10 protein-coding genes, 1 tRNA gene, 1 rRNA gene and 1 other annotated feature are annotated in these 13802 nt (G+C 30.8%); all 12 genes read right to left on the bottom strand.

What is annotated here, in order from left to right; all coding sequences use genetic code 11:
* Positions 1-133: 133 nt before the first annotated feature.
* Positions 134-1647: ribosomal RNA gene (locus BN8917_RS04235) — 16S ribosomal RNA — on the bottom strand.
* A 434-nt stretch (positions 1648-2081) separates the two neighbouring features.
* Entirely contained in the window at positions 2082-3461 is a 1380-nt protein-coding gene (gene murD, locus BN8917_RS04230) for a UDP-N-acetylmuramoyl-L-alanine--D-glutamate ligase (protein ID WP_066871082.1), read from the bottom strand.
* Between the two features lie 214 nt (positions 3462-3675).
* Positions 3676-4458, bottom strand: a complete 783-nt coding sequence (gene nadE, locus BN8917_RS04225; protein ID WP_066871079.1) for an NAD(+) synthase — start codon at positions 4456-4458, stop codon at positions 3676-3678.
* On the bottom strand, positions 4455-5078 hold the full coding sequence (gene nadD, locus BN8917_RS04220) for a nicotinate (nicotinamide) nucleotide adenylyltransferase (RefSeq protein WP_066871076.1): 624 nt from the start codon (positions 5076-5078) through the stop codon (positions 4455-4457). Before nadD ends, nadE begins: the two co-directional genes overlap by 4 nt.
* Complete coding sequence (locus tag BN8917_RS04215; protein WP_265327632.1) at positions 5071-6534, bottom strand: nicotinate phosphoribosyltransferase; 1464 nt, start codon at positions 6532-6534, stop codon at positions 5071-5073. Before BN8917_RS04215 ends, nadD begins: the two co-directional genes overlap by 8 nt.
* Before the next feature lie 37 nt (positions 6535-6571).
* The gene (locus BN8917_RS04210; protein WP_066871073.1) at positions 6572-7219 is read right to left on the bottom strand and encodes a cysteine hydrolase family protein; all 648 of its coding nucleotides are present in this window, start codon (positions 7217-7219) and stop codon (positions 6572-6574) included.
* 20 nt (positions 7220-7239) lie between these two features.
* Positions 7240-8178, bottom strand: a complete 939-nt coding sequence (locus BN8917_RS04205; RefSeq protein WP_066871070.1) for an NUDIX hydrolase — start codon at positions 8176-8178, stop codon at positions 7240-7242.
* A 230-nt stretch (positions 8179-8408) separates the two neighbouring features.
* The gene (locus BN8917_RS04200; protein WP_066871067.1) at positions 8409-9809 is read right to left on the bottom strand and encodes a glycine--tRNA ligase; all 1401 of its coding nucleotides are present in this window, start codon (positions 9807-9809) and stop codon (positions 8409-8411) included.
* Between the two features lie 104 nt (positions 9810-9913).
* Positions 9914-10079 (bottom strand) — a binding site (T-box leader).
* Positions 10080-10294: 215 nt separating this feature from the next.
* Positions 10295-11017, bottom strand: a complete 723-nt coding sequence (locus BN8917_RS04195) for an MBL fold metallo-hydrolase (RefSeq protein ID WP_066871064.1) — start codon at positions 11015-11017, stop codon at positions 10295-10297.
* A 302-nt stretch (positions 11018-11319) separates the two neighbouring features.
* Positions 11320-11394 (bottom strand) — tRNA-Asn (locus BN8917_RS04190).
* Between the two features lie 185 nt (positions 11395-11579).
* Complete coding sequence (gene lysS, locus BN8917_RS04185) at positions 11580-13088, bottom strand: lysine--tRNA ligase (RefSeq protein ID WP_066871061.1); 1509 nt, start codon at positions 13086-13088, stop codon at positions 11580-11582.
* Positions 13089-13105: 17 nt separating this feature from the next.
* Positions 13106-13582 (bottom strand): transcription elongation factor GreA, encoded by a 477-nt coding sequence (greA, locus tag BN8917_RS04180; RefSeq protein ID WP_066871057.1) that lies wholly within the window; start codon positions 13580-13582, stop codon positions 13106-13108.
* Between the last annotated feature and the right edge of the window lie 220 nt (positions 13583-13802).

Raw genomic sequence — 13802 nt, 5'->3', positions numbered from 1 at the left:
TATATATGTGTAATTTTCAAAGAACAATTTTGAGTAACCAAAAGGTTTCTCAAAATTAAACAGAGAATTAAGTAGCATTCTTTTTGCTTTTATTTTTTGTCTTTCTAGTTATCCTAGAAAGTTAATTCCTTAGAAAGGAGGTGATCCAGCCGCAGGTTCTCCTACGGCTACCTTGTTACGACTTCACCCCAATCGCTGACCCTACCTTAGGCCGCTGCCTCCTTGCGGTTAGCTCACGGACGTTGGGTATTGCCAACTCTCATGGTGTGACGGGCGGTGTGTACAAGACCCGGGAACGTATTCACCGCGACATTCTGATTCGCGATTACTAGCAACTCCGGCTTCATGAAGGCGAGTTTCAGCCTTCAATCCGAACTGGGACAGGTTTTGTGGGATTTGCTCCACCTCACGGTCTTGCGTCTCTCTGTACCTGCCATTGTAGCACGTGTGTAGCCCTACACATAAGGGGCATGATGATTTGACGTCGTCCCCACCTTCCTCCTGGTTAACCCAGGCAGTCTCGCTAGAGTGCTCAACTTAATGGTAGCAACTAACAATAGGGGTTGCGCTCGTTGCGGGACTTAACCCAACATCTCACGACACGAGCTGACGACAACCATGCACCACCTGTCACCTTGTCTCCGAAGAGATTTCCCCGATTAAGGGTAATGCAAGGGATGTCAAGTGTAGGTAAGGTTCTTCGCGTTGCTTCGAATTAAACCACATGCTCCGCTGCTTGTGCGGGTCCCCGTCAATTCCTTTGAGTTTTAATCTTGCGACCGTACTCCCCAGGCGGAATACTTAATGCGTTAGCGGCGGCACAGAGGTATCGAAACCCCTACACCTAGTATTCATCGTTTACGGCGTGGACTACCAGGGTATCTAATCCTGTTCGCTCCCCACGCTTTCGAGCCTCAGCGTCAGTTACAGTCCAGAGAGTCGCCTTCGCCACTGGTGTTCTTCCTAATCTCTACGCATTTCACCGCTACACTAGGAATTCCACTCTCCTCTCCTGCACTCTAGATACTCAGTTTGGAATGCAGTACTCGGGTTGAGCCCAAGTATTTCACATCCCACTTAAGTATCCGCCTACGCTCCCTTTACGCCCAATAAATCCGGATAACGCTCGCCACCTACGTATTACCGCGGCTGCTGGCACGTAGTTAGCCGTGGCTTCCTCCTTAGGTACTGTCATTATCATCCCTAAAGACAGAGCTTTACGATCCGAAGACCTTCATCGCTCACGCGGCGTTGCTGCATCAGAGTTTCCTCCATTGTGCAATATTCCCCACTGCTGCCTCCCGTAGGAGTCTGGGCCGTGTCTCAGTCCCAATGTGGCCGATCACCCTCTCAGGTCGGCTACGCATCGTCGTCTTGGTAGGCCGTTACCCCACCAACTAACTAATGCGACGCGGGTCCATCTCATAGCGGATTGCTCCTTTGATTATCAAGTGATGCCACTCGATAATATTATGCGGTATTAATCTTCCTTTCGGAAGGCTATTCCCCTCTATGAGGCAGGTTACCCACGTGTTACTCACCCGTCCGCCGCTAATCCATTTCCCGAAGGAAACTTCATCGCTCGACTTGCATGTGTTAGGCACGCCGCCAGCGTTCATCCTGAGCCAGGATCAAACTCTCAATTTAAAAGTTTAATCTTAAGCTTAAAACATAAAAAGAATTGCTGGTTTACTTAATTTCTTCTGTTTAATTTTCAAAGACCTTTCAAATCGCATTCAAGCGACTTCTATATGTTATCATTAAGATTTTTTCTTGTCAACACTTTTTTCAAAACTTTTTTTGTTTTGTTTTTCGTGTTGTCTTAACGACAAGATATATCTTATCACCCCTTTAATTTATATCCCGCTTTATATTTATACAGTTTTACGATTTATTTTCACTTTTCTTTATTTTTTTATTCTTTTCTAATATTTTTATATATAGATACTCTAGGATATGTTTTCTTTAATAAACATTAAAAATATATATCTATAACTATAAAAAAGGATTATCCACTCTTGAATAATCCTTTTTTATTAAAAATATTTTGAAAAATATCTTTTTAACGGTATATATATTTATTAGTTTAAGTTATTTACTAACTCTTTAAACTTATTTCCTCTTATCATGAAGTTTTTAAACATATCAAAACTTGCACAGGCTGGTGATAAAGTTACCTTATCTCCCTCTTCTGAAATTTCTCTTGCTTTATTAACAGCTTCTTCTAAGCTATCTACTATATAAGTAGGTATACTTATATTTCTTTCTTCTTCTAACTTTTTAAATGCATCTTGTATTTTATATTTAGTTAAACCAAATAACACTAATGCTTTTATCTTTTCACATCCTTCATTAGCTAAAGGTTCAAAAGGAATTTTTTTATCATATCCACCCGCAAGTAGTATTACTGGTTTTTCAAATGCTTTAAGTCCTGCTACTGTTCTTGTTGGACTTGATGCAATTGAATCATTATAGTAAGAAACACCATCAAGTTCTCTTACAAATTCACATCTATGTTCTACACCACCGAAAGTTTCAGCTATCTTCTTCATAGTTTCTATCTTAACATCATCTTTAACTGCAAGAAATGCTGCTAAATAATTTTCAACATTATGCATTCCCTTTATTATTATATTTTCTTTTTTACATACTTCTTTTCCATCTAAATATAATGCTCCATCTTTATAGTAAGCATCTTCACCTTCTGTTTTAACTGAGCTAAATCTATATACTTTACCCTTAGCTTCTTTATCTAAAGTTTTAGTTATATAGTTTTCATCATTTATTATTAAAATACCATTTTCATCTTGATACTTAAATACATTCTTTTTAGCTTCAACATACTCTTCCATATCTTTATGCATATCTAAATGATTTGGAGTTACATTAGTAACAATAGCTATATCAACAGGACAATCCATTGTCATAAGTTGAAAACTTGATAATTCTAAAACTACTTTATCTTCATCTTTAATTTTTTCTATTTCGGCAAATAATGGAGTTCCTATATTTCCTCCAACCCATGTTGTATATCCTTCTGCTTTTAAAAGTTCTGATGTTATTGTTGTTGTAGTTGTTTTTCCATCACTACCTGTTATAGCAAATATCTTTCCCTTAGTATATCTAACAAACTCCTCTATTTCTGAAGTTATATAAGCTCCCTCTTCTTTTGCTCTAACTAAAGCTTCACAGTCTATTCTCATTGAAGGTGTTTTAAATACAACCTCAAACCCTGTTAGTCTATCTAAATAACCTTCTCCAAGTTCAAGTTTTACACCTTTATCCTTAAATCCTTTTGCTACTTCTCCAAGTTCACTTTCATTTTTCATATCAAAAGCAGTAACTTTTGCTTCTAATTCAACAAGAAAATTAATTAACGGAATATTACTAACACCTATTCCTACAACAGCTACTTTTTTATTTTTTATAAATTCTTTAAACTCATTAAAATCCTTTTTCATCTTAAATATCCTCCAAAACATACTATATGTTTTTAAAACAGTTTACATCTACTAATACTGTCCATTTTTACTATAATTATAACACTCACAAAGAACTTATTCTATAAACTTATATCTACTAACACAAGTTATTTTATCTATATAAAAATATATTTTTAACTCTAATCTTTAATGTAAAAAGTAGAGAATTAAATAAATAATTCTCTACTTCTTCTTATTCATTCCATATTGGAGGCATTTCTCTTTTATGCATATTTCTCTTTTCTTTAATTTCTATCTTTTTAAATAATTCTTCTGATATATTTTTTCCACCTGTTAAAATATAATCATCTATTTCACTATACTTAATTCCCATTTCCTCTTCATCAGTTTGACCTTCCCAAAGTCCTGCTGATGGAGCTTTATCAATTATACTATCTGGAACTCCTAAATATCTTGATAAAATTCTTACCTCTGTTTTTGTTAAATTTCCTATTGGATTAAAATCATGTCCTCCATCTCCCCATTTAGTTGAATATCCAACTGTTCTTTCTGATAGATTTCCTGTACCTCCAACAAGATATCCCATACTTTGACCTAATGCATATAAAGTAGTCATTCTAACTCTAGGTCTTATATTACTAAGAGCAAGTGATCCTAATTCTATCTTTTCTCCCTTATTTGTTACACTAGCTATATTTAAGCTTTTTTCTAAAGCATCAACTGTTGATGTTATATCAACTTCTGTATAATCAATATCAAACTTTTCTATTAATTCAAGTGAATGATCTCTATCTTTAGTTCTATTCATACTATCACCATAAGGCATCATAACAAGTAATAAATTAACTCCTGCTTTTTTGCATAAAGCTGCTACAAGTGAGCAATCTATTCCACCACTCATTCCAAGTATTACGCCATTTGCTTTAGTCTCTTCTACTCTTTCCCTAATAAAAGCTGATATTTTTTCTGCATATACATGTGCATTTTCATTTGTAATTAAAAAGTTTTTCTTCATTTCACCATACCTCCATAAAGATTATTTTTCTTTATATAACTTAAAACCTCTTTATCTATATAAGATTGTACTAATTCTATATTTCCTATATTTTCTCGAATGTAGGTAGAACTAACACTCTTATAAGAAGTATCTTTTAATATTAAGAATTTATCTTGATATTTATTTAGAAGATGATTTTCTTTTATTAACTTAGAAACATCATCCTCTTCTCTTTCTATAACTATAAAATAGAATTCTTCAAGTAAACTTTTGGGATTAGACCAGCTATTAAATTCTTTTATATTATCTGTTCCCATCACAAAAGCTAAATCCTTTTTATATTTTTCTTTTAATATTCTAAGGCTTTCTATTGTATATAATCTTCTGTCTGTATCCATTTCTAAGGTACTTATTTCAATATTAAAATCTTCTAAAACTAATTTATTAGAAATTATTTTTAACATTTCATATCTATAATTACTTTCTATAAGATTTTTTTTCTTATAAGCATCTCCAACAGGCAAATAGATAAGTTTATTAATATCACTTAAGCTTAATATATCTCTGGCAATATTTTCATGTGCTATGGTAGGAGGATTAAAACTCCCACCATAAATAGCTATAATATCTTTATTCATCACCTTTTAACCTTTCTATGAGTGTATCTTTCATCACCCATAGTTTCTTCGATAAGTCTACATAATATTTATGAGGATTTTCAAATCTTCTAACTTCATCCCAAAGTTTATTAACTTCTTCCATACAATAACTTCTTATATCTTTTAAATCAGGAATTTCATAAACTAACTCACCATTTTCAAATATAGGAACTTGTAATTCTTTTGCATAAAAATTAGTAACAGTTTTCTTCTTCCAAGTATGAACTGAATCAAATATTTTATATGGTTTTATTTCATCAATAATTTCATCAGCTACAGTAATAACATCTGCAATTGCTTTATCTGTTTCTTTATCAAATAATCTATATACCTTCTTAAATCCTGGATTTGAAACTTTCTCAGTATTTTCTGAAAGTTTAATTCTTGGTATTATTTCATTATTTTCTTCAACAGCAGCAAGTTTATAAACTCCCCCAAATACAGATTCAGCTTTTGAAGTTATTAATCTTTCACCTACTCCAAATGAATCAATTTTTGCTCCTTGTAATAAAAGGCTCATTATTGTATATTCATCTAATGAATTTGAAGCAATTATCTTACAATCTTCAAGTCCAGCTTCATCTAACATCTTTCTTGCTTTTCTTGAAAGATATGCTATATCTCCACTATCAAGTCTTACACCTTTAAGTCTTTTACCCATGGGTTCTAAAATTTCTTTTGAAATCTTTATAGCATTTGGTATCCCACTTTTTAATACTGAATAGGTATCTACAAGTAAAACACAAGAATCTGGATAATTTTTAGCATAAGTTTTAAATGCTTCATACTCCTCATCAAAAAGTTGAACCCAACTATGAGCCATAGTTCCTGAAACAGGAATTCCAAAATCTTTTCCTGCAATTGTAGTAGCTGTTCCATCTACTCCACCAATATAAGCTGCTCTAGCTCCATAAATTGCTCCATCATATCCTTGAGCTCTTCTTGCACCAAACTCAAGAACTTGTCTGCCTTCTGCTGCTCTTACAATTCTATTGGCTTTTGTAGCTATAAGAGATTGATGATTTACTGTTAAAAGTAACATAGTTTCTATAAGTTGTGCTTCTATTACAGGTGCTTTAACTGTTATTAATGGTTCACCTGGGAAAATTGGTGTTCCTTCAGGAATAGCATATATAGATCCTGTAAATTTAAAATCTGAAAGATATGTTAAAAATTCTTCAGTAAATAAATTTAAGCCCCTTAAATATTCTATATCGCTCTTATTAAAACTTAATTCTTTTATATATTGAATAAGTTGTTCAAGCCCAGCCATTATAGCAAATCCACCTTGTTCTGGAACCTTTCTGAAAAACATATCGAAATATACTATTTTATCTCCTATTCCTTCATTTAGATAAGCATTACTCATTGTAAGCTCATAAAAATCCATTAGCATTCCTAAATTTCTATTTTCTCTTACGTCAAAATTTTTCAAAACATTAACCTCCTAAAGTCTAGATTCCTAAACTTTTTTAATTTATATCCTTAACTATTTGTACTCCATTAGACTTCATTTCAAATAAAGATGTTAGATTCCAAAAATCTCTACTATGAAACTCAGCATCATAAGTTTCTACCATATTTGCTGGTACTATAATTCTCTTCTCCAAGTTTTTCTCATTAAAATAAGTTTTTAAAGATAATGCAAAATTCTTAACGCAAATATCTGTGCAAACTCCAACAACTATAAAGTTCTCTATATTTTTATTGTCCCTTATCTTTTCAAATCCATTAGCATTAAATCCATTTACACTATTTTTCTTGATAAAAATAGTATTTTCATTTGTCATAGCTTCACTTTTTAAAAATTCATCTATTAATTCTTCTTCAATTGTTCCTTCAACGCAATGCCTTGGATAAGACTCAAATTCTACTGAATTCTCATTATGACTATCTATAAAAAATACCTTTTTATAGTCTTTCATCTTCTCATTTAATTTAAGCATTGGTTCTATAACATTTTTAACATCTGGATTTGCTAAAGGACCTTCATTATAAAATCCCTTGACCATATCAACAACTATCAGAGCTGTATTCTCCTTATTTATCCTTAATTCTTCAAATGAAACACTCTCAATTTTGTTTAAATCTTCTTTCATATAAGCTAAAAACTTCTCCATACTCTCCACCTCATTAAATTCTATATATTTAAAATACCTTCCATAATTGCTTCTTTTCTTAATTTAAATAATCTTGAAGGTCTATGAGCCCCTTCTTTTTTAGTTTTATCAGTTTCTTCAACTATTTTACTCACCCATCTTCTAAAATTAGATTTTATAAGTTCCCTACCAAGTAAAATCTCATATACTTGTTGAAGTTCTGTTAAAGTAAATAATTCAGGCAATAAACTAAAAGCTATTGCTGTATATTGAACTTTATTTTTCATTCTTTCAAGTGCATAATCAATTATTTTTAAATGATCAAATGCTAAATCTTCTTTATGATCACATTTCTTGTACTCATATATAACTTCTCTATCAAACGCTTTAATTTTTGTTTTTTCTATTAAATCATATTTTATCTCTATATTTCTTTCTTTATTAAAAAGAGAAAGTCTATAATTATAATGAATCTCACTACAAGATATTTTTTTGCTTCCAAGGCTTTCTTTTTTAACAGAAAACCAAGCAATATCTTCTGCATCTTCATTCATTTTAGATTTTAAATCTTTATTATTCACAAGAGCCATATATGATGTTGATATTATCCTCATTCTTGGATCCCTATTTACATCACCAAATGTATATAGTTGTTCAAAATAAACATTTTCTATATTAGTTTCTTCTTTTAATTTTCTATATACACCATCATTAAGACTTTCATCTATTTTTATGAATCCTCCAGGAATAGCCCACTTATTTATAAATGGATGATCTTTTCTCTTTATTAATAAAATCTGTAGTTCCTTTTCTTTATTTTTTCTATTTAAGGTGTCTTTTTGTTTTTCTCCCAAAGTAAAAAGTACCATATCAACAGTAAGTGAAAGTTTTTCATACTTCTCACTCTTATATCTCTTCAGAAATTCTTCTTCTGTAATTCCATCCTTATTTTTATTTAAGTCCGCTTCTGATACTTTCAACTCATTCACCTCCAGTTATTACTATATAGATATTATCACTTTGATAATATCTATATGATTATTATATGCTGATGCCTCTAAAAATTCAATCAATTAATAAGCAATTTTCCTATTATATATATTTTTTACATTTTATTAACATTTATACTTAAGTTTACTTTTAAATTTATATAAAAAAAGAGGAAAAATCTTTTTTTGATTTTTCCTCTTAAATAGATTATATAAAAATATTAAAATTCTAAGCTCTTAGCGATATATGCTTCAACTTCTGAAATTTGAATTCTTTCTTGTTCCATTGTATCTCTATTTCTTATTGTTACACAGTTATCTTCTAATGTATCAAAATCTACTGTTATACAGAATGGTGTTCCTATTTCATCTTGTCTTCTATATCTCTTTCCGATACTTCCTGTTTCATCATAATCAATATTAAACTTCTTAGCTAAATCTGCATATACTTCATCAGCTTTTTCTGAAAGTTTCTTTGATAATGGAAGAACTGCTGCCTTAAATGGAGCTAAAGCTGGATGTAAGTGTAATACTGTTCTTACATCTGACTTATCTTCTGTACCTATTTCTTCTTCATCATAAGCTTCAGCTAAGAAAGCAAGAGTAACTCTGTCTGCTCCTAATGATGGTTCAATAACATATGGTACATACTTTTCATTTGTTGAAGGATCTAAGTATGTCATATCTTGACCTGAATGTTCTGCATGCTTATTTAAGTCATAGTCTGTTCTATCAGCTATTCCCCAAAGTTCTCCCCAACCAAATGGGAATAAATATTCGATATCTGATGTTGCATTTGAATAGAAGCTAAGTTCTTCTTCTCCATGATCTCTCATTCTTAAGTTTTCTTTATTCATTCCTAAGTTTAATAAGAAGTTCCAGCAATAATCTTTCCAGAATTTGAACCATTCTAAATCTGTTCCTGGTTTACAGAAGAATTCTAATTCCATTTGTTCGAATTCTCTTGTTCTGAATGTGAAGTTTCCTGGTGTTATTTCATTTCTGAATGATTTACCGATTTGAGCTACTCCAAATGGAACTTTCTTTCTTGATGTTCTTTGAGCATTTTTAAAGTTAACAAAAATACCTTGTGCTGTTTCTGGTCTTAAGTAAACTTCATTAGCACTTTCTTCTGTTATACCTTGGTGTGTCTTAAACATTAAGTTAAATTGTCTTATATCTGTATAATTTAATTTTCCACACTTAGGACAAACAATATTATTTTCCTTGATATAATCCATTAATTGTTCATTTGACCACCCATCAGCTGAAGCAACTTCAACACCTTGTTCTGTCATATGATCTTCAACTAATTTATCAGCTCTAAATCTAGCTTTACATTCTTTACAGTCCATAAGTGGATCTGAGAATCCTCCAACGTGACCTGAAGCTCTCCATACTCCTGTATTCATAAGGATTGCTGCATCAAGCCCTACATTATCTTTATATTCTTGAACAAACTTTTTCCACCATGCTTTTTTAACATTATTCTTGAATTCTACTCCAAGTGGACCGTAATCCCATGAGTTTGCAAGACCTCCGTATATTTCTGATCCTGGGAAGATAAATCCTCTATTCTTACATAGAGAAACTAGCTTTTCCATTGTTTTTTCAACTGCCATAATAAATTCCTCCAACTTAATTTATACAAAATTTATTTTACTCCTAAGAGTAATTAAAAATATCTAAAATTTATTTTATGAAATAAAAAAAAGCCTATACATAATAAAGGGACGAAAATATTTTCCGCGGTTCCACCCTTCTTAGCAAAAGCTCAACTTTAAATCATTGTACTCAAAAGCTCCCTTCCTATTAATCTTATGGTAATTTTCAGCTTCCATTACCTCTCTAAAATAAGTTTTAATAGTACTCCTCTTTATCAACGTACTTATTAAGTTTTTAACATTATATAATAATTTTATCAGAAATGTTACATATGTCAATATATTTATAATAAGCATAAATACTAATAAAATTAATATAAATTAATTTATCTTTAAAAGAATAATATTAATAGATGCACAATTTAAGTAAGCTAACAGTTTAATAAATTGTACATCTTGTTTTTAAAACATAATAATAGCAAAATTTATTTCACTATATCATATTATTTTGTTAATTCTTCCATGTTTAACTTTCCAACAAAATCTCCACCATGGTAGCAACGAACTAATTCAATATCAAAGTCTGCTAATTTCTTTATTGATTCCTTAGCTTGTTCTACATCATAGTTATAGAAGTCATTGATTCTTGATAATTTTCCATCTTCAATTGCTAATGTATCACCTGTTATTAATGACTTATCTTCTTTTATGTAAAGACAAATATGTCCTAATGTATGCCCTGGTGTATCTATTGTTTGAATTCCATCAAATAATGGTAAAACATCTCCAGCCTTGAAAGTTTCATCTACATTAATATAAAGTTTTGGGAAGTTTTCACTAAGCATGTTATAGAACCCTAAAGTTCCCTCATCTAAGTTTTCTTTATTAGCTCCTAATTTTTGAAGTTTTAAAGGCATCTTAGCTCCTGAAATATATTCAGCTTCAACATCTGTTGCATAAATTTTAAGATTATCTCCTAATAGATTCTTAAATTCCTTAGCTGTACCTATATGATCGAAATCATGGTGAGTTATTACTAAAGCCTTTAATTTATTTATATCTATATGTTTTTCTATTTCATTTTTAAGAATTTCAAAATGTCCTGGATAAGATGAATCTACTAATACTGCACTTTCTCCATCTGTAATAAGAACAGGGTATACTGTCATCTCATGTCCTGCAGCTACACTTGATGATTTTAAAGTTATTGCTTTTAAATTTGCCATAATATAAGCCTCCATTTCTATTTATAAAAAATATTTAAATTTTGGCTAAACCACTAATTAATCATTTTATTATATATATTATCACCCTAAAATAAAATATCTTTGTATCTAAGTAGTTACAATATTCTTTATTTTGTGGATAATTTATTTATCTTATAAGCTGTGGATAAATTCTTTATAAAAAAACTGTGGATAACTTTATAAAAAGTTATCCACAGTTTTAATATTTTATTAATCACCAAATTTGTCTTACAAAAAACAAAAAAACACCAACAACCACGTTGATGCTACCAAATAAAAAATGGCTCCAGAAGTGGGACTCGAACCCACAACCTCTCGGTTAACAGCCGATTGCTCCACCATTGAGCTATTCCGGAACATTGATTACAATATTATTATATCAAAGTTTTAAAAAATTACAAGCCTTTTTTTTAAACTTTTTTATATTTTTTATTTTATTATATAAAGCTATTTTTAATACTAAATATAAAATGTATACTCTCTATTAATATCTAGAAAAAAAGAAGCTGTCTAAAAAGACAGCTTTCTAATTATCTAAAAATTATTTATGATTTGGCTTCATTGTTGGGAATAGTAAAACATCTCTGATTGAAGCTGAATCTGTTAAGAACATAACCATTCTATCAACTCCGAATCCAAGTCCTCCTGTTGGAGGCATTCCTGTTTCTAAAGCACTCATGAATTCTTCATCTATCATGTAAGCTTCATCATCCCCAAGTTCTCTTTCCTTAGCTTGTTGTTCAAATCTTTCTCTTTGAACTATTGGATCATTTAATTCTGAGTAAGCATTACATACTTCTCTACCAAATACAAATCCTTCAAATCTTTCAGTAAACATTTCGTTTCCTCTCTTCTTCTTTGTAAGAGGTGAAATTTCTACTGGGTAATCTGTAACAAATGTAGGTTGAATCATTTTTTCTTCTGCATATTCTTCATATAATGCATTTAAAACTTCTCCCTTTGTTACATGCTTTAAGTCTTTAGGGAATTCTAATTCTTTTTCTTTAGCAATAGCTTGAGCTTCAGCATCTGTTGCTATTGTATTAAAGTCAATTCCTGCATGTTCTTTAACAGCATCAACCATTGTGATTCTTCTCCATGGTGGTTTAAAGTCAATTTCTGTTCCTTGGTAAGTAACCTTAGTTGTTCCATTAACTTTTTCACAAACATATGCTATTAAGTTTTCCATGATTTCCATCATGTCATTATAGTCAGCATAAGCTTCATATAATTCTATCATTGTAAATTCTGGGTTATGTCTTACTGACATTCCTTCATTTCTGAAGTTTTTACCCATATCATAAACTTTTTCGAATCCAGCAACTATACATCTCTTTAAATATAATTCTGTAGCAATTCTTAGATACATATCTATATCTAAAGTATTGTGATGAGTTATGAATGGTCTAGCAGCTGCTCCACCAGCAATTGGTGAAAGGATTGGTGTTTCAACTTCTATAAATCCTCTAGTATCAAGGTAATTTCTGATTTCCTTAATAATTTGTGCTCTCTTTAAGAAAGTTTCCTTAACTTCTGGGTTTGTTATTATATCAACTTCTCTTTGTCTATATCTTAAGTCTGGATCTTTAAGTCCATTCCACTTTTCTGGTAAAGTCTTAAGTGATTTACATACTAAAGTAATTTCAGTTGGTTTAATTGAAATTTCTCCTCTTTGAGTTTTAGCAACTGTTCCTGTAACTGCTACTATATCTCCTCTATCGTATGTCTTATATGCTTTAAGAGTTTCTTCTCCAACTAAATCAAGTTTGATAAATAATTGAATTTTTCCATCTCTGTCATGAATGTCTGAGAAAATAACTTTTCCTTGACCTCTCTTTGACATAATTCTACCTGCAACAGTAACTTCTTTTCCATCTAACTCTTCAAAGTTATCAATAATTTGTCCTGTTGTATGAGTTCTTTCAACTTTATATACATCAAAAGGATCCTTTCCTTCTGCTTGTAATTGAGCTAACTTTTCTCTTCTTAAAGCATCTTGTTCACTTAAGTCAGCTTCTATTTGATTAATATTCATATCCTCATTTGACATTTAGCATACCTCCGTAATTATCTTCTGATTTCTAAAATTTCAAACTTAGCCACTCCACCAGGAATGTTAGCTTCCACTACATCTCCAACTTTTTTATTTAAAAGAGCTTCCCCAACTGGTGACTCATTTGAAATCTTATTATTCATTGGATCAGCTTCTGCTGAACCTACTATTGTATATTCGACTTCTTCGTCGAAATCATAGTCCATAACTTTTACTATACATCCAACTGAAACTTTATCTGTTGAGATTTCACTTTCATCAACAACTTCAGCATTCTTTAACATAGTTTCAAGTTGAAGTATTCTACCTTCGTTAAAAGCTTGCTCATTTTTAGCTTCATCATATTCTGAGTTTTCACTTAAATCTCCATATCCTAAAGCTACTTTTATTTTTTCTGTTATTTCTTTTCTTTTAACTGTTTTTAAAAATTCTAATTCATCTTCTAATTTCTTAAGACCTTCATAAGTCATTATATGTTTTTTTTCGCTCATATTTTTCTCCCCTTTGAAATATTACTTTTATAATATCATATTTAAAAATATTAATACATATTTGTATCTATTTTTTTAGCATAATTGGAATTTATATCTCCCTAATTTTCAAATAATTATAAAGGGAATATGCTAACCTGTCAATAAGTAAACGTTTTTTCAGTTTAATATATCCGTTTTATTCTATTTATATTCCCAAATAAAAAAATATAAATTTATA

It is taken from the genome of Clostridium mediterraneense, from assembly GCF_900091705.1.
Taxonomy (GTDB): domain Bacteria; phylum Bacillota; class Clostridia; order Clostridiales; family Clostridiaceae; genus Sarcina; species Sarcina mediterraneense.
The sequence above is the reverse complement of the archived record's forward strand: the minus strand, read 5'-3'. Positions and strand labels throughout refer to the sequence as shown.